The following is a 19,566-nucleotide window of genomic DNA, read 5'->3' as shown; positions in this document are numbered from 1 at the left end:
TACAGGTGACAACGGCCCGTTTCACGGCACATCACCTGTTTGGTATTGGTCTCATCTTAACGTAATCTGTGACCAGTGCGACACGACCCCTGTGGGGCGAGTACGGAAAACACTCAATTGCATCGATGGTTACAGCCAAAAGGAGTTCAGCCCATGAAAAAGATCGCGGTGATCCTGTCCGGAAGTGGTGTATTTGATGGCTCCGAAATCTACGAATCGGTCCTTACCTTCCTGCGCCTTGAGCATAACGGCGTGGCGTATCAGTGTTTTGCCCCCAATGTGGAGCAGATGCACGTGATCAACCACCTGACCGGTGAAGTGGCCGAAGGTGAAAGCCGCAACGTACTGGTTGAAGCGGCGCGTCTGGCGCGCAGTGAAATCAAGGATCTGGCCGAGGCCAATCCGAACGAGTTTGATGCGCTGATCATCCCCGGTGGCTTTGGGGCCGCCAAGAACCTGAGTGATTTTGCCGTCAAGGGCGCCGACTGCACGGTCAACCCACAGCTGGTCACATTTGCCCGTGCCATCCATGACGCCGGCAAGCCCGTAGGCTTGATCTGCATTGCGCCAGCCATGACGCCGAAGCTGCTCGGTACCGGTATCCGCTGCACTATTGGCAGTGACGAGGGCGCTGCCGGGGCGATCAACAGCATGGGTGGCATCCATGAAAACTGCCCGGTGGATCAAATCGTGGTCGATACCGACAACCGGGTCGTGACTACCCCAGCCTATATGCTGGCAGGCTCAATCAACGAAGCCGCTTCTGGAATCAATCGCCTTGTGGATGAAGTGATCAAAATGGTTTGACCCGCAAAATTAGGAAAAATTCTTATATCCATAATTTTTGGACCCGGCATAATGGGTCTTGTGGATCTCCTGTTCAGGGAACGAATACAAGGACGGCCACGCAGCAGTTCAGGACGCACGGAGTGCACAGGCGAGAAGCCGCTTTTTACAACTGCAGGGATACGGATGCCAGAGAGAGGAGCCTGATGATGGATCATCGGCTCCTTTCGCTTTTTATGGGATTTGCAAAAGCCTCTATGGACAGCTGTTCAGCGTGCCGTCCACCCCCCATCAAGCGTGATGGTCTGACCGGTCATGTTGCGCGCCGCCGGGCTGATCAGAAACTGACACACGCCCGCCAACTCCTCTATACTGATGAACGCGCCCTTGGGCATCGGCTTGAGCATAATCTCGTCGATCACATCCTGCTCCGAAATTCCGTTGGCCCTGGCTTGTGCCGCGATCTGCTGCTCAACCAACGGTGTCAGCACATAGGATGGGCAGACCGTATTGATGGTAATGTCGGTATCGGCCGTTTCCAGCGCTACAACCTTTGAAAAGCCCAGCAGGCCATGCTTGGCCGCCACATAGGCGCTTTTATACGGTGATGCGACCAGTGCGTGTATGGAACCGACATTGATGATGCGCCCAAATCCCTGCTGGCGCATGCCGGACAGCAGCGCACGAGTCAACATGGCGGCCCCGGTGAGCATCACCTGTATCAGCTGATCGAACTTTTCCGGCGGAAAGTCTTCCAGCGGAGCTACATGCTGCAGCCCTGCATTGTTGATCAACACATCAACAGGCTCGCCATTCAGAGCCTCAATACTGCCGTGATCCGACACATCCAGTGCCAGCGCCCGGGCTTCTCCGCCTGACGCCTGAATTTCTCTGGCCACGTCGTCTGCAGCCTGTTGCCTGAGATCCGTCACCAGAATGGTATGGCCCTCGGTCGCCAGCGCCAGCGCAAGCCCCTTGCCTATGCCACTGCCGGCACCGGTAATCAATACGCGCATCTGCTCTCTCCTTCATAACGTCACTAAACGGGCATTTCAGACGAGTGCAGATAACTATAGCAGGGGTTGGCGCAACCTGGCATGAGAGGGTGAAAACTGACGGACATATTCCTGCTGCCAAAGCTCGCACCCCAGTGCATCCAGCGACTGTTGACGACCCGAGGCAATCCACTGCGCCAGTGCAGTTGCCACATCCGGCCAGGGCGACGGACTTGGAGACGACTGTGCCAACCATGCCTCTACCGGCTCCAGCGCCAGCTCCGACATGGTATTGGCCAGCCCCATCTGTTTCAATACAGCGGCGTTGGAGCGCTGTTCCACCTGACTGTGCAGCGGTTTGACCAGCAGTTTTTTTCCCGCCTGAATCGCCTCGCTGCACAAACCAAAACCGGCATTGCTGATCACGCCGGCACAGCTGCACAAGTCACGCTGAAAACCGTCACGCGAGAAGGGTTGCAGCTCCAAAGGCCCGCGTTGCTCAGGTGTTGCAATATTGCAATAAACGCGAAAGCGATACTTCGGAAAGGCACTCAGCCAGTAGATAACCTCATCCATGGACTCAAACGGCAGATACACCAGAATTTTGTCCGGTTCCTCAGTCAACGGATAGGGCGGAGGGGCTACCAAGGGTGGCAAAATGGGAGCATCGAAGTGGTACCAGTGCACACCCACCGCATCATCTACAGGTGCGAACAGTTTGAGTGACGGTTTCAACCAGGGTTTGAATCCGGTCCCGGGAATGGGGTGATGGAAAGCATACTGGTGAGCAATACCGAGTGAGGGTACGCCCTGATGCCATGCTGCCCAGGCCGTGACAGGTTCAAAGTCACTCAGCACCAGATCGTAGCGGCTCAGATCCAGCTGGCGGTAATCGCGCCAGAACTGCACTGGCCGACTTTGCCTAAGAGTTTTCAGCCAGCCCACCCGCCCTGCAGAGGTGACAAAGGTAAAACCACGCCGGGTTTCAAACCGACCAAAGCACTCCATATTGAACAGTTGTTCAGGCGCCCGTCCACTCAGCAGCACATCAACCTCAACGCCTGCCGCCTGCAGCGCAGGCAGCAGCACCCGAGCCCGGGTGATATGTCCATTCCCGGTTGCCTGCACGCCATACAGAATACGCATCAGATCCACTCCCAGACGCCCAGCGCCAGCAGGGTCGAAGTGATGCCAAGCAAAGCACCTGCGGCAATATCAGTCGGGTAGTGAACACCAAGCAGCACTCGGGAGCTACCGATCAACAGTGCCAGAATAAAACCAGGCAGCATTAGTGAAGGATAAAATTGCGCCAGCAGCATGGCAAATACGAAGGCGGCTGCGGTATGTCCGGACGGGAAGCTGAATTTGTCCGATGGCTCGATGGCCGCTCGAAACCCCTGCAGACGATGGCAGGGCCGGTCACGCCGGATGGTGTTTTTCAGCAGCAGGTAGAGCGGCAACTCAATGCCGTAGGCCAAAAGCCCGACCAGCAGAAAGGCCTGGCCATCTTCAGGCTCCCACACAGCCAGCGTCAGGCCCAGTATGAGATAGAGGCCGCCATCCCCAAGCCGAGAGACCCATCGGCTGCCCGCCATCACCGGTGCATGCTGACCGTAGCCGTTGCACCAGAAGAAGGCGCGGGTATCGAAGGCGTTAAGCTTCTGCAAACGGTTCATGGCGACCACCCCTTGTTGGCACTCAGGTGATCATTTTTCGTTCAGAGCGGTGAAAGTGCAGTTACATCAAGGTGAAGCTTTAATGACAGCCACTCAGTGCTGCAGCCAGTCAGTAATCAGTTGCGTCAGGCGATTCGGGTTGTCCCAGGGCAACATATGCCCCTCCCCTTCCACATTGATCAGTTCAAATGGCTGTTTTAGCCATTCCTGTACCCGTTGGGAGTAACTCAGTGGCAATACCTCGTCTTCGCTGCCGTGGATGATCAGGCCGCGGAAGTCGAACGTCCTCGACAGGCTGCCGAAGCGGTGTGTGAACAGGCTGGACAGGGTGCGCAGCGGATAGTCGAAGACAATCAGGGGATCGCTGTTGATCTCTTCGCCGGCAGGGTGGCCGGCCAGCAGGCGGTCGTAGTCGATGAAATTCTTCATCGGCAGCTGTACACCGGGCATCAGCAAAGCACTGCTCCAGATCCATGACCAGCCGATCTGGTGCAGCATATCCGGTGCCATTTCAGGTACCAGCAGCGTACCGCAAACCAATCGTTCAATACGTGACTCCCGCTCGGCACAGGCCAGCCCCAGCAATGCTCCGATGGAGTAGCCGTATAAGTATACGGGGCCACTGAAAGTCTGCTGGTAATAGTCGAGGATCTCGCTCAGATCGGTGCAGACTTGGTCTACTGTGTACAGGCCACGCTCGCCACCGGAGTAGCCATGGCCACGCAGGTCCACACCGACCACATTGAGGCCCTGAGCGGAAAGATCGGACAGCAGCTCGGCATAGAGCTCGGAATACGTGCCGATACCGGGAATGAACAGCAGCAGGGGTGCCGTCTCATCAGCACAGGAGTATAGCTCGGTATGCAGCGGTAACGTGCCGATACGAACACATCGACGCAGTTCCAGCCGAGACTCAATACCCAGCTTTCGGCGCAGCTCGGTACGCTGAAGATCAACGGGCGGGTTATAGCAACTGTTCATGTAACTCCTCAACGCTGGCAGCGGCGACAGAATACGGTACTGCGCTGACCCAGCTTTATTTCGGTAAGGTGCTCGCCACAACCATTGCAGGGCTGACCACCTCGGCCATACACATCCAGCACCTGACTGAAGTAGCCAGGCTTGCCATCGCCCCCCACAAAGTCGCGCAAAGTGGTGCCTCCCTGTTCAATGGCGGCTGCAAGTACAGTCTTGATGGTTTCAACCAGTACCGACAGCCTCTCTGCAGAGATACGCCCCGCCGCTCGGCGTGGATCGATTCCGGCACGATACAGGGCTTCATTGGCATAAATGTTACCGACCCCGACCACAACCTGCGCATTCATGATCAGTGCCTTGATTGCTGTTCTGCGCCCTTTGCAGGCGGTCTGCAGATACTCGGCGGTAAAGTCCTCGCTCAGCGGCTCCGGCCCCAGATGGGCCAGCAGGCTGTGTTCGGTACCGTTTTCCTGCCACAGCACGGCACCGAAGCGACGTGGATCAGTCAGCCGCAGCAGCTGCCCGGACGCCAGCACTAGATCCACATGGTCATGCTTGCCCGGAACCGTACCCTGCGGCAGGATGCGCAGACTGCCTGACATACCCAGGTGCACGATCATCTGTCCTCGACTGAAACTCAGCAGCAGATACTTCGCACGCCGCTCGACGCACCGCACCTCATCACCTTCAACCCATTGTGCCAACTGCTCGGGAATGGGCCAGCGCAGTCTGGATTGACGCACCTCCAGCCGCGTGACACGCTGATGAACAATATAGGGCGCAATCCCACGGCATGTGGTTTCAACTTCTGGCAACTCAGGCATGACCCTTCTCCCGTGAAGGCTTGGCAGGGCGCAGTACCAGATAAACACCGAATACCGCCAGCGCCATGCCACCCAGCGCCAGCACCGACAGCTCTTCACCGAACAGCCACCAGGCTTCCAGTGCCGTTACGGGCGGCACCAGATAGAAGTAGCTGGCCACACGTGCCACTTCGCCCTCTCGGATCATCAACATCAGCAGCAGAATGGCACTGACCGACAGACCAAACACCAGCCACAGCAGGGCACCAATAAGCTCCGGGTGCCATTCAACTTCTCGCGTTTCCAGACCAAAACTCAACAGCGCCATCATCAGCGCCGTGGACAGGTACTGGAAAAAAGATCCCGTCAGCAGGTCCGTCCCCACCCCGAAGCGCTTCTGGTACAGCGTGCCTACCGAAATACCCACCAACGCCACCATCGCTGCCAAAATAGCCTCAATGCGCACCTCAAAGTTGCCCGGCTGCAGCCCGCTGCCCAGCACCAGCACCACACCCAAAAGCCCCAGCAGCAGCCCTCCCCACTGGGGCCGGCGCAGGGTCTGCCCGGTCATCATCCAGGCCAAAACCGCTGTCAGAACCGGTTGCAGCCCGACCAGAATGGAGGTCACACCCGCCGGCAGCTGCCATTTGATGGCGGCAAATACACCGCCCAGATAGCATCCATGCACCAGCGCCCCTGCAACGAGCTGATGCATCGCCTGCGACGGCGAAGGCCAGCGGGCACGGAATATGAAGATAAACGCAAGGAACACGCCCAGCGTCAGCAGCATGCGGATCAGCAACAGGTTGAATGGCTCGATGTACGGCAGGCCGTAACGGGCACCGATAAAACCGGTACTCCACAGCAGTACAAACGCCAGAGGTACAAAACGAATCAACGCGGGAGGAACAGACATTCAGGGGGCCTTCTGCACAGGAAACAAACCTTACAACAGCGGTCGGATATACAGCATGCCAGAAAATAAAAAACCCCGCAGCACATTCAGCACTGCGGGGTTCCGGGATCTCCAGTCCAGAACCAATTACTTGATCTTGGCTTCCTTGTAGATCACGTGCTTACGAACAACCGGGTCGTATTTCTTGAATTCGAACTTGTCCGGAGTGTTACGCTTGTTCTTGTCGGTGGTGTAGAAGTGACCGGTTCCTGCAGAGGATACCAGACGGATCTTCTCGCGTGCGCCTTTAGCCATGATTCAAATCTCCTCAGACTTTCTCGCCACGGGCACGCAGTTCGGTCAGAACCGAATCGATACCCTTCTTGTCGATGATACGCATGCCCTTGGAGGAAACACGCAGACGTACGAAACGGTTTTCGCTCTCTACCCAGAAACGGTGCCAATGCAGGTTCGGCAGGAAGCGACGACGCGTTTTACGGTTTGAGTGGGAAACGTTGTTCCCGGTTACCGGGCCTTTGCCCGTTACCATGCAAACTCGAGACATAGTGACTAAACCTTTCTAACAAGGGTTATGTTTACTTCTGTTCGATGTTTATTGGCCACACAACCGGTGCGACCTCAGGCGGAGCGTCCCATACGAATAAGCCGGACAGAATACCGTACCATTAAGGAACAGAAGGCCGCATATCATACAGAAGCCAATGCAGCCACGCCAGCGAATTGTTGAATTTTTCACCAGCGGTCACAGCAGCCCGCGTTCGGCGAACGAAACCGTATCGCCATCTCCAATCACCATATGGTCCAACACCCGAATATCGACCAGTCCCAGCGCCTGAATCAACCGATCGGTGATCTGTCGATCGGCCTGCGATGGTTCGGCCACGCCGGAAGGATGGTTGTGCGCCAGGATAACCGCCGCGGCATTATGTGCCAGCGCCAGCTTAACCACCTCGCGCGGATGTACGCTGGCGGCATTGATGGTGCCATAGAACAGCGCCTCGTAGCGGATCACTCGGTGGCGGTTATCCAGCAGCAGACAGGCGAACACTTCACGCGGCTCATGCCGCAGACGACTGGCCAGGTACTGACGCACCATGGTCGGGCTCTCCAGCGCCGACTCCCGCACCAGCTGAGCTTCCAGGTGACGCCGCGACATCTCCAGCACCGCCTGCAGCTGAACATACTTGGCCGGCCCCAGACCATGAGCTGTGCAGAAATCCGCCTGGCTGCACTCCAACAACGGTCGCAGGCCGCCGAAATGTTCCAGCAGTTGTCGCGCCAGATCTACCGCGCTGCAGCCCTGCACACCGGTGCGCAGAAAGATCGCCAGCAGCTCGGCATCCGACAACGCAGCAGCCCCCCGCGCCAGCAGTTTTTCTCTTGGCCGCTCTTCCGCAGGCCAGTCACTGATCGCCATGCTCACCTCCCTGTGAGTGTGAATCCGGGCTGAATCGTCTACGCATTGCCCGGCTGAAGTGGTATCTTAACGCTCCAAACCAGAATGAGAAACTATCGGACATTCAGGGTATGCACAGACTCACTAACCGGCAGATTCTGCTCGGAATCACCGGCGGCATTGCCGCCTACAAAAGTGCCGAACTGACCCGACTGCTCAAGGGCGCCGGGGCCGATGTACGCATTGTCATGACCGCCGCGGCAACCGAATTCATCACCCCGCTGACACTGCAGGCACTGTCTGGACACCCGGTACATCAACATCTGCTCGACCCCGAAGCCGAAGCGGGCATGGGCCATATCGAACTGGCCAAATGGGCCGACCTGATTCTGATCGCACCGGCCAGTGCGGACTTCATCGCCCGCTTCAGCGCCGGCATGGGTGACGATCTGCTGACTACCTTGTGTCTGGCCACCGATGCACCCATCTGCCTGGCACCGGCGATGAATCAGGCGATGTGGCGCGACCCGCGCACCCAGCACAATATCCAGCAGCTGAGCCATCAGGGCGTCAAGGTGTTTGGTCCTGGGGTTGGTGCTCAGGCCTGTGGCGATACCGGCCCCGGACGCATGTTGGAGCCGGAAGAGCTAGCCGAACTGACCGCCGAGCAGTTTCAGCACGGTGCACTCAGTGGCAAACGGGTATTCATCACAGCCGGCCCCACTCGAGAGCCCCTGGACCCGGTGCGCTTCATCTCCAATCACAGCTCCGGCAAAATGGGCTATGCGCTGGCGGAAGCCGCTGCCGATGCCGGTGCTGATGTGCGCCTGATCAGCGGTCCTGTCAATCTGCCATCTCCCCCGCGAGTGGAGTGTGTTCAGGTGGAAAGCGCCGAACAGATGCTGGCCGCTTCGCTGGACGGCGTTGAGCAGTGCGATATTTTTATCGCCGCCGCTGCCGTGGCCGACTATCGCCCGGTGGCGGTCGCCGAACACAAGATCAAGAAAGGCAGTGAAGAGATCATGGAGCTGCGCCTGATCAAGAACCCGGATATCGTTGCCACGGTTGCCGGGCTGGAACGGCAGCGCCCCTTTACCGTGGGGTTTGCCGCCGAAACCCGTGACGTACTCGAATATGCCCGCAGCAAGCTGGAACGCAAGGGGCTGGATCTGATCATCGCCAATGACGTGTCTAATCCCGATATCGGTTTCAACAGCGATGACAACGCCGTTACGCTGGTCAGTACAGCCACGACCCTGACCCTGCCACTGGGTCCGAAGCGGTTGCTGGCACGCCAGCTGATTGATCAGATCGCCGAGCATTTCCACCGCAAGAGCCAGAGAACAGAATGAAAGCACTGCAAGTCAAGATTCTGAACGACCGCATCGGTCGTGACATCCCCCTGCCCGCCTACGCCACTGAAGGCTCCGCCGGTCTCGATCTGCGCGCCTGCCTTGATCAGGCACTGACGCTGGAGCCGGGGCAGACCGAGCTGATTCCTACGGGACTGGCGATCCACATCGCGGACCCGGGCCTGTGTGCCATGATCCTTCCGCGCTCGGGCCTCGGCCACAAGCACGGCATCGTATTGGGTAACCTGGTCGGTCTGATCGACTCTGACTATCAGGGCCAGCTATTTGTGTCCTGCTGGAACCGGGGCCAGACCACCTTCACCATCGAGCCGGGTGAGCGTATCGCTCAGATGGTTCTGGTACCGGTGATGCAGGCCGAATTCGAGATTGTCGACGAATTCAGCAACTCTGAGCGCGGCGCGGGTGGCTTCGGCTCTTCCGGTCGCCACTGAATCAATCAGTAAACACTTACTCACGACAGGGAACAGTATCAATGCCCTATCCGTTAGAGCAGTTCGACCGTGACATTTTTCGCGCCTACGATATCCGCGGTATCGTTGGTCAGTCGCTGACCGATGCAACCGTGTATCACATTGGTCGCGCCTTTGCCGCTGCAGCCGCTGCACGCAACATTCGTGAAGTCGTTGTGGCCGCCGACGGTCGTCTTTCCGGCCCGTCACTGAAGCAGATTCTGATTCAGGGACTGACCGACAGCGGCTGTCAGGTGCTGGATATCGGCTATGTACCCACACCGGTACTGTATTTTGCCGCGCACCAGCGTGACGACCAGACCGGCATCATGATCACCGGCAGCCACAACCCGGCTGACTATAACGGCTTCAAGATGATGCTGGGTGGCGAAACCCTGTCCGGCGATCAGATTCAGGATCTGGCTCGCTGCATCGAGCAGCAGGCATACGTGGACGGCACCGGTGCCGCGGAACCGCTGGCGATCGAGCGCGCCTACAGCGAGCGCATCCTGAAGGATATCAACCTCAAGCGCCCGATGAAGGTGGTGGTGGACTGCGGCAACGGCATCGCCGGTGGCATCGCGCCCGAACTGCTGGAGCAGCTGGGCTGCGAGGTTATTCCGCTGTTCTGTGAGGTGGATGGCACCTTTCCCAACCATCATCCTGACCCGGGCAAGCTGAAAAACCTGCAGGATGCCATTGCGGCGGTTAAGGAACATCAGGCCGATCTGGGGCTGGCGTTTGACGGAGACGGTGACCGCGTCGGCGTGATTACGCCATCCGGCCATGTGGTCTATCCAGACCGGGTCATGATGCTGTTCGCCGAGGACGTTTTAAGCCGCAACCCAGGGGCCGAAATTCTGTTCGATGTGAAGTGCTCCCGCCTGCTGCCGCAGGTAATCGAGCAGGCCGGCGGCAAGGCCACCATGTGGAAAACCGGCCACTCGCTGATCAAGCGGCAGATGAAGGCGTGCGGTGCCCTGCTGGCCGGTGAGATGAGCGGCCACATCTTCTTCAAGGAGCGCTGGTACGGCTTTGATGACGGCCTCTACAGCGCTGCTCGCCTATTGGAGATTCTGTCCGGCCGTTATGAGGATGCCGATGCCATCTTCAGCGCCTATCCGGAAGATATCAGCACCCCGGAGATCAATATCGAGGTGCGTGAAGACAACAAGTTCGCGCTGGTTGAAGCGCTGCAACAGGCGGCGTTCCCCGGCGGTGCCGTAAGTCACATTGATGGCGTGCGCGTCGACTATGCTGATGGCTGGGGCCTGATGCGTGCGTCCAACACCACACCGGTATTGGTTCTGCGCTTCGAGGCGGAGAATGATGCCGCGCTGTCCCGTATCAAGCATGAATTCCAGTCGCGCCTGAGCGCGATCGATCCCGGTCTGCTGATTCCCGATGCCTGACCGGCACTTATATATGCAAGGAGAGAATATGCCTCTGTCCCGTGAACAAGCCATGTCGACTGCACACATTCTGTCGGTCGCCCTGCCCTACATCCAGCAGTTTGTCGGTAAGACCATCGTCATCAAATACGGCGGCAACGCCATGATCGACGAAAAGCTGAAGGCGAGCTTTGCCCGCGACATCGTGATGATGAAACTGATCGGCATCAACCCGATCGTGGTCCACGGTGGCGGCCCGCAGATCGGCAGCCTGCTGGAACAGCTGAAAATCGAGTCCCACTTCATCAACGGCATGCGTGTGACCGACTCCAAGACCATGGACGTGGTTGAGATGGTGCTGGGCGGCATGGTCAACAAGGAAATTGTGGGCCTGATCAACTCCGCCGGCGGCAAGGCGATCGGCCTGACCGGCAAGGATGGTGAACTGCTGCGGGCACGCAAGCTGAAGGTCAAGCACAAGACCCCAGAAATGGAGGCGCCCGAAATCATCGATATCGGCCATGTGGGCGAGGTCGAGAGCGTCAACGTCAAGGTGCTTGGGATGCTGGAGAACTCCGACTTTATTCCCGTCATCGCCCCGATCGGTGTGGGTGAAGACGGCCATGCCTACAACATCAATGCGGACCTGGTAGCCGGCAAGGTGGCAGAAGTACTGAGGGCCGAGAAGCTGATGCTGCTGACCAATATCGCAGGCCTGCTGGACAAGAACGGCAAGGTTCTGACCGGACTGACCACTGCGCAGGTAGACGAGCTGATCGCTGATGGCACCATCTATGGCGGCATGCTGCCCAAGATCGATTGCGCCCTGAGCGCCGTGAAAAGCGGTGTTCGCAGTGCACACATCATCGATGGCCGGGTCGAGCACGCCTGCATGCTGGAGATTTTCACCGATGAAGGTGTCGGTACTCTGATCACCAACAAGGCACTGTGACAGGCGGATGATGAGCGACAAGGAACAGAAAATTTCACGCCGCGAGCAGATTCTGCAGGCGCTGGCACAGATGCTGGAAAACAACCCGGGGCAACGGATCACCACCGCGGCCCTGGCGCGTGAGGTGGGCGTGTCTGAGGCGGCCCTCTACCGCCACTTCCCGAGCAAGGCACGCATGTTCGAAGGATTGATCGGCTTTATCGAAGAGACTCTGTTCTCGCGCATTACGCTGATCACTCAGTCAGATGTGGGCGGCGTGCGCCAGTGTGAGCAGATTCTGACCCTGCTGCTGGCATTCGTGGAAAAGAACCCGGGCATGGCCCGGATTCTGACGGGTGACGCCCTTTCGGGTGAAACCGAGCGCCTGCGAGTACGCATCAACCAGTTGTTCGAACGACTGGAAACCCAGTTGAAGCAGATCATGCGAGAGGCAGAGGTGCGTGAGGGGCTGCGTACGGAGATCCCTGCCGGCTCGGCTGCCAACCTGATGCTGGCCGCAGCCGAGGGTCGTATCCGTCAGTTTGTGCGCAGCGAATTCAAACGCCGTCCGACCGAGTTCTGGCCTGAGCAGTGGGCGCGGCTGGGAACCGGGCTGTACCGCGCACCCGCCGCCTCGGCATAACGAAGGGCGTCAACCCTCGGAGCCTGCCTCAGCAGGCTCCCGCTTCAGGATGTGCATCGCCTTGAGCAGATTCAGAGATTCGTACAACTGATAGTCTCGCTCAGCAAGATCACGACTGCTCGAGCTCTGCTCTGACTGAACGTTCTCTGCATTTCCATTTTCCAGATGCCCTGCAAGATTGCGCTCCTTTACACCCATCTCCTTACGGATCCCGGTGAGCTTGCCCTCATCTACCCGCAGATCAGGCGTAATACCCTGCGCCTGAATGGAACGCCCACCAGGGGTATAGTAACGTGCGGTTGTTAGCTTGATCGCACGCTCCCCCCCCAATGGCAACACGGTCTGTACCGATCCTTTGCCAAAGCTGTCTGTCCCCATGATGATGGCACGTTTGTGATCCTGCAGAGCGCCTGCCACAATTTCAGACGCCGAGGCTGAACCACCGTTTATCAGCACCACCAGCGGCGTATTGGCGGCCGCTGTCTGGGCATTGGCATTGAAGCGCAGCTCGGAGTTTGGCAGCCGGCCTTCGGTATAGACGATCAGGCCTGAGTCAAGGAATGCATTGCTTACCTCAACCGCTGCCTGCAATACCCCACCGGGATTATTGCGCAGATCCAGTACCAGCCCCTGCAGTGGCGCTGCCTGCTGCATCTCATTAATCGCCTTGACCAGGTCTTCACCGGTATGGGACTGGAACTGGGATACCCGCAGATAACCGTAACCCGGCTCAAGCAGTTCATGACGCACGCTGGTCACCTTGATCACGTCGCGTACGATTTCCAGTTCAAACGGCTTGTCCTCTCCATCACGCATGATGGTCAGGCGGATGCCGGTACCTACTTCTCCACGCATCAGTTCAACGGCCTGATTCAAGTCCATCCCCTGCACCGGTACATCGTCGAGCTTGATGATAAGGTCACCGGCGCGTACACCGGCACGCTGTGCAGGTGTATCATCGATCGGGGCTATCACGCGAATGAAGCCGTCTTCCTGTCCCACTTCGATGCCAAGGCCGCCAAATTCACCCCGGGTATGAACCTGCAGGCTTTCGAACGCCTCAGGTTCCAGATAGGCGGAATGCGGGTCAAGGCCTGCCAGCATGCCGCGGATAGCATCTTCAAGCAGCTGCCGGTCATCAACCGGCTCCACATAGGCCTGCTTGATGCGGTCAAATACATCCGCAAACATCCGCAATTCTTCCAGCGGCAGAGTTTTCTCTGTCGTCTCTGCAGCAGCACTGGGCTCGGCTGACGCTTGCTGAGCCAGTGGACCAAAGAAAGGCAGTAAACTCAGCGCCGTGATGGCTGTGGCAGTTGCCAGCGGTGTACGCCCGTAGAGCTTCATAAGTGTGTTCCCTGCATGGTGAATTAGCGTTTGCCAAGCCAACTGATTGGATCGATTGAGCGACCCTGATGTCGGATGGCAAAATAGAGTCCCGTTTCCCCGTTACCGCCGCTGCTGCCCGCCAGAGCAACTGCCTCTCCGGTACCAACCCATTCGCCCGGCTCTCGCAGCAGGCTGTCGTTGTGACCGTAGAGGGACAGGTAACCACCTCCGTGATCTAGGATCAAGACCAGTCCATAGCCCCGCAACCAGTCTGCAAATACAACCCGTCCATGGTGTACCGCCTTGACCCGAGTACCTGCCTGAGCAGCAATCAGCATGCCTTCGTAGCTGACATTGTCAACCTGACTGCCAAAGGCCCTCCTCACAGAGCCACTGAGCGGCCAGTCCAGCTTGCCCTTGCGTTGGCTGAACTGAAGGCCGTCTGTCTGCAGCCTGATCTTCTCGAGTGACCGACGAATCTCGGCCAGAACCGACTCCAGCTGTTTCTGATCCTGCTGCAGCTTACCCAGTTTTGACTGCTCTTCCTGCAGACTTTGCTGCAGTCGAGCCAGAGCGCTGGCCTGCCCGGTACGGGCCTGCTTCAACGCTTCCCGTCGCTGTACCAGCGCATCACGGGTCGTTATCAAATCGGTATCGGCACGCGCAATCTCGCTGCGTGTTTGCTCCAGCTGTTCAAGCTGTTGCCTGAACCGTCCCAACTGACTGGCAAGTCCTGAACTGACACTATCATAATAGCGCAGCATACGAGCCAGCTCTTGCGGATCTTGCTGTGACAGGATCAGCTGAACACCGGGCTGCCGCCCCAGCCGGTACTGCTCCTGCAGTAACGTTCGGATCTGGGCCTCACGCTCCTGCAGCCCGGACAGCAGACGGCTTTCATCCGCGCCCAAGTTACCGCGATGCTGCTCCAACTGCTCCAGTCGCTGTTGCAGCTGATCCAGCTCGGCCGTCACTTCGCCTATCTGACGGTCAAAACGGCGCAGCTCTGACTGGGCGTTCTTGAGATCATCCTGGCGCTTGCCCACCTGCTGCTGCAAACGCTCGATCTGCTGCTTGAGTGCCTGCAGCTGCTTTTCCGTGGCGACCGGATCCTGTGCCGCCAGCGATAGTGGCAGGCAGAGACACAGGCCGTACAGCAAACGGCGGAGTTGTCTCAAGATAATCAGCCCAGACTGACCAGTGAATGGCCAGTCATCTCTTTGGGCGACTCCAGCCCCATCAATGCCAGCAGTGTGGGTGCCAGATCACACAGGGCACCATCACTGAGTTTTACACTGCCTGTACGCGGTCCGTCATAGATCAGAGCAACCGGCCATGTGGTGTGCGCGGTATGGGGCTGACCACTGTCAGGGTCCACCATCAACTCCACGTTTCCGTGGTCGGCAGTAATCAGCGCTTCACCGTCGACTTCCTTCAGTGCTGCAAGTACGCGGGTCAGGCACTGGTCAACGGTCTCAACCGCCTGGACGGCTGCATCGAACTTGCCGGTATGACCTACCATGTCGCCATTGGCAAAATTGCATACGATCAGGTCAAAGCGACCACTGCGAATGGCATCACAGAGCTTGTCGGTCACCTCAGGCGCACTCATCTCCGGCTGCAGATCGTAGGTTGCGACCTGAGGAGACGGCACCAAAATACGTTCCTCACCGGGGTAAACAGCTTCCTGACCTCCATTGAAGAAGAAAGTCACATGTGCATATTTTTCGGTTTCGGAAATACGCAGTTGCGTCTTGCCAAGGCTGGACAGGTACTCACCCAGATCGTTGTGAATTGCCTCCGGTGGATAGGCTACCGGAGCAGCAATATCAGCCGAATACTCGGTCAGCATGACATAGGCGCTCAAGTCTGGACGCTGTTTGCGGTCAAAGCCGGTAAAAACGTCACCGTCAACAAAAGTGCGTGTTATTTCACGCGCCCGATCAGGACGGAAGTTGGCACAGATCACAGTGTCACCGTCGGCAATCAGCCCAACAGGTTGAGCGGATTCATCGACAATTACAGTTGCCTGTACAAATTCGTCGTTTTCATCCCGGGCATAGGCATTGTGCAGCGCCTCCAGTGCACTGTTTGCCTGTTGCGGTGCATCTCCATTGGTCATGGCATTGTAGGCCAGTTCAACCCTATCCCAGCGATTGTCTCGATCCATGGCGAAGTAGCGCCCGACCACCGTCGCAATCGCACCCGTGCCGAGGCGTTCAAAAACCGCCTCGGCAGCGTTGATGGAAGGCTCGGCGGAGCGTGGCGGCATGTCACGCCCATCCAGAATCGCATGCAGATATACCTGCTTGGCGCCACGCTTCACTGCCATTTCCAACAGTGCAAACATGTGATTTTCATGACTGTGCACACCACCTGGCGACAACAGCCCCAGCACATGCACTGCTCGTCCCTGCTCGATGGCTTTATCCATAGCTTCACAAAGCACCGGATTTTCAAAAAAATCACCATCCGCAATCGACTTGGAGATGCGAGTGAAATTCTGGTACACGGTACGACCTGCACCGATGTTCATGTGGCCTACTTCAGAGTTTCCCATCTGCCCTTCAGGCAAACCGACCGCCATGCCCGATGTCTGGATGCGAGAGTTCGGGTTGGATGCCAGGAGGCGGTCCCAGGTCGGGGTGCGGGCGGCATCCACCGCAGACGAGGGGGTCGACTCGACTCCGAAACCATCGAGAATAATCAGTGCCTTGGTTGCGCGTGCGTCTGTCATGATCAGCAGTTCTGTCCGGTCGGTTAAAAAACAGGCAACCATTTTACTGCCTTGGCGTCGGTTTAGCTAACCGAGCACCCGCGGATTTGGCCTCAGCCCTTATCCCTGTCACGGCAGCATTGTATACTTGTTCACCTGATATCCCGCTCATCTGACCGGAACGACTATGGAACGCCTGATCGAATTCGCAATACAGCACTATTATCTGGTCGCTGCCTGGGTTGTGACCCTGGCAGTGCTGCTCTGGACCGAGAAGCGCAAGGCCGGCAAATCAGTATCACCAGCAGAAGCCACTCGCTTGATCAATAAAGAAAGTGGCGTGGTACTCGATATCCGCCAGCGCAAGGAGTGGGATACCGGCCACATTACCGGCGCACACCACATCCCCTTTGCTGACCTCGATCGCCGCCTCAACGAACTGGACAAATTCCGCGACAAGCCTGTTATTGTTGTCTGCAATCTGGGCCAGGCTGCCGGCAGCGCCGCCAAGAAACTCAAGGCTTCAGGCTACAACCATGTTGTGCGCCTGTCTGGCGGAATGACCGAATGGAAAGCCCAGAACATGCCGATCATAAAGTGAGAGCCATGCCTGAAATTACCGTTTACCTGACCCGCTGGTGCCCGTTCTGCACCCGTGCCATCGCACTGCTCGACAGCAAGAACGCTGAATACAAAGCCATTGATGTGGATGCCGACCCCAGCCTGCGTCAGGAGATGATGCAGCGCAGCGGTCGACGTACGGTACCGCAGATTTTTATTGGTGAAACCCATGTGGGCGGCTGTGATGATCTGTTCGCCCTCGAACGACAGGGCAAGCTGGATTCCCTGATCAACGCCTGAACCCATCTTCAAATAAGGAATTATTCATGTCTGACGCTCAAGCCGCCAACCAGCAAGCTACTCAGCCCCAGTTCGCCCTGCAGCGTGTTTTTGTCAAGGACGCTTCGCTGGAAACACCGGCAGGTGCCAAAGCCTTTACCCAAGCTTGGCAGCCTGAAATCAACCTTGAAATGAACACCCGTACCAGCCAGCTTGACGAAAAACACTATGAAGTCGTTTTGACTCTGACGGTCACCGGCAAGAATGCTGATGAAACCGCCTTTCTGGTTGAAGTACAGCAGGCAGGCATCTTCCTGATTGCAGGTATCGAAGGCCCTGAACTGCACCACACACTGGGCGCATTCTGCCCGAACCTGCTGTTCCCCTACGCACGTGAAGCGGTAGACAATTTTGTGACCAAGGCCAGCTTCCCTCCGCTGATGCTCGCCCCTGTGAACTTTGATGCCCTCTATGCTCAGCAAATGCAGCAGCAACAGGCTGCCGCAGCAGAAGAGGCTCACTGAGTGCATGTAGGAGCGGTGGCCTCACCGCTCCTGTTTGGCCCAGCGCCGGCGTGAAGCAATATAGCTGGCGTTGAAGCGCTCGAAATAACCCTCCAGATGTTCTGCTGCTGCTTGATCTCCTGCCTGCTCAAGCAGCGCAACCGCCACTTCAGCCGTGCACAGGTGCTCCTCAACCGTAGAGCGTCGCAACTGATAACGGCTAAGTCGATCAGTTTCCGGCTCAATCACCGGCAGGTGTTGCAGGTAACGGCTGTGCCTAAACATGCGCCGCGCCTGTCGCCAGGTTCCATCCAGAATAATGAACACCGGAATACGCCCATCAGCCGGTACCTGCTTGAGCATTCGGTGCTCGTAGTCCTCCCCTGCAGGAAACACCAGACAGGGAACATAGCGGTCATTCTGAAGTGCATCAAGCAGATCCTGGGTCGGCTCGGTACGTGACCACTCGAAGATACGGGTATTGGCAATTGAGTCAAGGATCAGTCGCCCCGTATTGGTCGGCTTGTACAACTCATAGCGGTGCGTTAACAGCCAAAATTCACAGCGCGATTGAACAACCTTGCGCCACTGGCAGATACACACATCAGTCGGCAGCCTGCAACCATCACAACGCTTTACACCCGAGCCTCTGGCGACAAAGGGCTTGCGCGGGGGATTATCGATTTTCACCCTCTCTCCTGCTGAATCCTGAACGGGCAGGCACTATACTGTGAGGCCACCAGAACAGACAAGCTCTGTTAACGACGCCTGCAAGAGCCACTTTCACAATGAATGACAGCCGCTTTAACTCACTCATTCCCCCACAGCCGGAAGTACTGATTGACATTGCACGGCTACTTAAGGCCGAAAACCCTGATCTGACCCACATCGCAACACTGATCAAGTCCGATGTGGCACTCTATTCGGTAGTCCTTAAAAGCATCAACAGCCCCTACTATGGCCTGCGCGTCAGCGTAACCTCCATAGAGCATGCCATCAGTCTGCTGGGGCTAGATCAGATATATAATCTGGTACGACTAACGATACTGCGCAACACATTGAAAAAGACAGGCCGTATGGAGCGCTTCTGGGACACAGCCAAGGATGTGTCCCAGCTGTCGCTAAGTGTTGCACGCAAGCTGCGTCTTCATCTGAACAAGGATGATATATATACCCTTGGCATGCTGCATGACTGTGGATTGCCACTGATGATCCAGGCCTTTTCAGGCTTTCGTGAGTTCCTGCAGTCATCACCCGGTTTCAACGTGACAGAACTGGCTAAACAGGAGCGTGATAGCTTTGGCTTCAGCCATTATCAGGTAGGTGCCAGAATGGCTGAGCGCTGGAACCTGCCTCAGCACGTTGCAGATGCCATCCGTTTACAGCCTCAGCTGGATGATGTTCTGGCAGACAAGGTTGATACTGACGAGAAGACACGACACCTGCTGGCCGTGCTGGCTCTGGCACAGGATATCAGCTCTGAATACCGCTACTACTGGCGTATTCAGTCGGCTCAACAGCTGGAGCAGCTCCAGCCGGCATTGCGCTTCCTGTCGACAACCGATTATGACTATCTGACCCTGAAGGAGAGGCTGATCGAGGAGATGGCGTAGTTTCGCGCACAACCGGCTTGAGATCAGTGACAGGGCCCGCCGCAGGGAGAGCGCCGGGCCCTTTCTTTTGCCTGCCGTCTGCCTGTGCTTCGCCCCAATGCAAAAACCCCGGCCTCAACGAGACCGGGGTTTTTGGTATTAAGTGCCTGGCGATGACCTACTCTCACATGGGGAAGCCCCACACTACCATCGGCGATGACGCGTTTCACTGCTGAGTTCGGTATGGGA

23 protein-coding genes and 1 rRNA gene are annotated in these 19,566 nt (G+C 57.4%); 10 read left to right on the top strand and 14 right to left on the bottom strand.

Annotation, left to right across the window (positions count from 1 at the left end; translation table 11 throughout):
• The first annotated feature begins 153 nt into the window (after positions 1 to 153).
• A complete protein-coding gene (gene elbB, locus ABIE61_RS06820; protein ID WP_206837517.1) occupies positions 154 to 807 on the top strand; it encodes an isoprenoid biosynthesis glyoxalase ElbB in 654 nt (217 codons plus the stop codon).
• 248 nt (positions 808 to 1,055) lie between these two features.
• Here elbB and ABIE61_RS06815 read toward each other — a convergent pair whose 3' ends face one another.
• From ABIE61_RS06815 to radC, 9 genes are all read right to left on the bottom strand, one after another.
• Complete coding sequence (locus ABIE61_RS06815) at positions 1,056 to 1,802, bottom strand: 3-hydroxybutyrate dehydrogenase (RefSeq protein ID WP_091826177.1); 747 nt, start codon at positions 1,800 to 1,802, stop codon at positions 1,056 to 1,058.
• Between the two features lie 54 nt (positions 1,803 to 1,856).
• A complete protein-coding gene (locus tag ABIE61_RS06810; protein WP_354407904.1) occupies positions 1,857 to 2,927 on the bottom strand; it encodes an MJ1255/VC2487 family glycosyltransferase in 1,071 nt (356 codons plus the stop codon).
• Positions 2,927 to 3,457 (bottom strand): phosphatase PAP2 family protein, encoded by a 531-nt coding sequence (locus tag ABIE61_RS06805; protein WP_354407902.1) that lies wholly within the window; start codon positions 3,455 to 3,457, stop codon positions 2,927 to 2,929. The genes ABIE61_RS06810 and ABIE61_RS06805 overlap by 1 nt, the downstream gene beginning before the upstream one ends.
• A gap of 93 nt (positions 3,458 to 3,550) precedes the next feature.
• Positions 3,551 to 4,438 carry an alpha/beta hydrolase gene (locus ABIE61_RS06800; RefSeq protein ID WP_354407899.1) on the bottom strand — a complete coding sequence of 296 codons (888 nt, stop codon included), beginning with the start codon at positions 4,436 to 4,438 and terminating at the stop codon, positions 3,551 to 3,553.
• Positions 4,439 to 4,446: 8 nt separating this feature from the next.
• Positions 4,447 to 5,259: a bifunctional DNA-formamidopyrimidine glycosylase/DNA-(apurinic or apyrimidinic site) lyase gene (gene mutM, locus ABIE61_RS06795; protein WP_354407896.1), complete on the bottom strand. Its 813-nt coding sequence runs from the start codon at positions 5,257 to 5,259 to the stop codon at positions 4,447 to 4,449.
• Positions 5,252 to 6,154 carry a DMT family transporter gene (locus ABIE61_RS06790; RefSeq protein WP_354407893.1) on the bottom strand — a complete coding sequence of 301 codons (903 nt, stop codon included), beginning with the start codon at positions 6,152 to 6,154 and terminating at the stop codon, positions 5,252 to 5,254. The genes mutM and ABIE61_RS06790 overlap by 8 nt, the downstream gene beginning before the upstream one ends.
• A gap of 126 nt (positions 6,155 to 6,280) precedes the next feature.
• Positions 6,281 to 6,448 carry a 50S ribosomal protein L33 gene (rpmG, locus tag ABIE61_RS06785; RefSeq protein WP_027854336.1) on the bottom strand — a complete coding sequence of 56 codons (168 nt, stop codon included), beginning with the start codon at positions 6,446 to 6,448 and terminating at the stop codon, positions 6,281 to 6,283.
• A gap of 13 nt (positions 6,449 to 6,461) precedes the next feature.
• A complete protein-coding gene (rpmB, locus tag ABIE61_RS06780) occupies positions 6,462 to 6,698 on the bottom strand; it encodes a 50S ribosomal protein L28 (RefSeq protein WP_091826187.1) in 237 nt (78 codons plus the stop codon).
• 198 nt (positions 6,699 to 6,896) lie between these two features.
• Entirely contained in the window at positions 6,897 to 7,571 is a 675-nt protein-coding gene (radC, locus tag ABIE61_RS06775; RefSeq protein ID WP_354407890.1) for a RadC family protein, read from the bottom strand.
• 110 nt (positions 7,572 to 7,681) lie between these two features.
• Between radC and coaBC the strand changes: the two genes are divergently transcribed.
• The 5 genes from coaBC to slmA are packed head-to-tail and all read left to right on the top strand — an operon-like array spanning position 7,682 to position 12,337.
• On the top strand, positions 7,682 to 8,902 hold the full coding sequence (gene coaBC / locus ABIE61_RS06770) for a bifunctional phosphopantothenoylcysteine decarboxylase/phosphopantothenate--cysteine ligase CoaBC (RefSeq protein ID WP_091826190.1): 1,221 nt from the start codon (positions 7,682 to 7,684) through the stop codon (positions 8,900 to 8,902).
• A complete protein-coding gene (gene dut / locus ABIE61_RS06765) occupies positions 8,899 to 9,354 on the top strand; it encodes a dUTP diphosphatase (protein ID WP_091826192.1) in 456 nt (151 codons plus the stop codon). The genes coaBC and dut overlap by 4 nt, the downstream gene beginning before the upstream one ends.
• Positions 9,355 to 9,395: 41 nt before the next feature.
• Positions 9,396 to 10,784, top strand: a complete 1,389-nt coding sequence (locus tag ABIE61_RS06760) for a phosphomannomutase/phosphoglucomutase (RefSeq protein ID WP_354407887.1) — start codon at positions 9,396 to 9,398, stop codon at positions 10,782 to 10,784.
• A 28-nt stretch (positions 10,785 to 10,812) separates the two neighbouring features.
• Positions 10,813 to 11,715, top strand: a complete 903-nt coding sequence (gene argB, locus ABIE61_RS06755) for an acetylglutamate kinase (protein WP_091826195.1) — start codon at positions 10,813 to 10,815, stop codon at positions 11,713 to 11,715.
• Positions 11,716 to 11,725: 10 nt separating this feature from the next.
• Entirely contained in the window at positions 11,726 to 12,337 is a 612-nt protein-coding gene (gene slmA / locus ABIE61_RS06750) for a nucleoid occlusion factor SlmA (RefSeq protein ID WP_354407884.1), read from the top strand.
• 9 nt (positions 12,338 to 12,346) lie between these two features.
• Here slmA and ABIE61_RS06745 read toward each other — a convergent pair whose 3' ends face one another.
• The 3 genes from ABIE61_RS06745 to gpmI are packed head-to-tail and all read right to left on the bottom strand — an operon-like array spanning position 12,347 to position 16,403.
• Positions 12,347 to 13,684 (bottom strand): S41 family peptidase, encoded by a 1,338-nt coding sequence (locus ABIE61_RS06745; RefSeq protein WP_091826198.1) that lies wholly within the window; start codon positions 13,682 to 13,684, stop codon positions 12,347 to 12,349.
• A gap of 23 nt (positions 13,685 to 13,707) precedes the next feature.
• On the bottom strand, positions 13,708 to 14,844 hold the full coding sequence (locus ABIE61_RS06740) for a murein hydrolase activator EnvC family protein (protein WP_354407880.1): 1,137 nt from the start codon (positions 14,842 to 14,844) through the stop codon (positions 13,708 to 13,710).
• 5 nt (positions 14,845 to 14,849) lie between these two features.
• Entirely contained in the window at positions 14,850 to 16,403 is a 1,554-nt protein-coding gene (gene gpmI / locus ABIE61_RS06735) for a 2,3-bisphosphoglycerate-independent phosphoglycerate mutase (RefSeq protein WP_354407878.1), read from the bottom strand.
• Positions 16,404 to 16,569: 166 nt separating this feature from the next.
• Here gpmI and ABIE61_RS06730 point away from each other — a divergent pair, with 166 nt between their 5' ends.
• From ABIE61_RS06730 to secB, 3 genes are read left to right on the top strand one after another with little or no spacing between them, the layout of a single operon-like run.
• A complete protein-coding gene (locus ABIE61_RS06730) occupies positions 16,570 to 16,983 on the top strand; it encodes a rhodanese-like domain-containing protein (RefSeq protein ID WP_091826201.1) in 414 nt (137 codons plus the stop codon).
• A 5-nt stretch (positions 16,984 to 16,988) separates the two neighbouring features.
• On the top strand, positions 16,989 to 17,243 hold the full coding sequence (gene grxC, locus ABIE61_RS06725) for a glutaredoxin 3 (protein ID WP_206837549.1): 255 nt from the start codon (positions 16,989 to 16,991) through the stop codon (positions 17,241 to 17,243).
• 26 nt (positions 17,244 to 17,269) lie between these two features.
• Positions 17,270 to 17,746 (top strand): protein-export chaperone SecB, encoded by a 477-nt coding sequence (gene secB / locus ABIE61_RS06720; protein ID WP_091826204.1) that lies wholly within the window; start codon positions 17,270 to 17,272, stop codon positions 17,744 to 17,746.
• Between the two features lie 21 nt (positions 17,747 to 17,767).
• On the opposite strand, the gene ABIE61_RS06715 is transcribed toward secB, so the two are convergent.
• A complete protein-coding gene (locus ABIE61_RS06715; protein WP_354407873.1) occupies positions 17,768 to 18,415 on the bottom strand; it encodes a tRNA-uridine aminocarboxypropyltransferase in 648 nt (215 codons plus the stop codon).
• A 98-nt stretch (positions 18,416 to 18,513) separates the two neighbouring features.
• On the opposite strand from ABIE61_RS06715, the gene ABIE61_RS06710 reads away from it, so the two are divergent.
• A complete protein-coding gene (locus tag ABIE61_RS06710; RefSeq protein WP_091826208.1) occupies positions 18,514 to 19,338 on the top strand; it encodes an HDOD domain-containing protein in 825 nt (274 codons plus the stop codon).
• Between the two features lie 144 nt (positions 19,339 to 19,482).
• Here ABIE61_RS06710 and rrf read toward each other — a convergent pair.
• Positions 19,483 to 19,566 (bottom strand): 5S ribosomal RNA (gene rrf / locus ABIE61_RS06705); the annotation flags it as partial.

Origin of the sequence: Marinobacterium sp. MBR-111, from assembly GCF_040547585.1 — a bacterium.
Taxonomy (GTDB): domain Bacteria; phylum Pseudomonadota; class Gammaproteobacteria; order Pseudomonadales; family Balneatricaceae; genus Marinobacterium; species Marinobacterium iners.
This window is presented reverse-complemented; position numbering and strand designations above follow the sequence as displayed.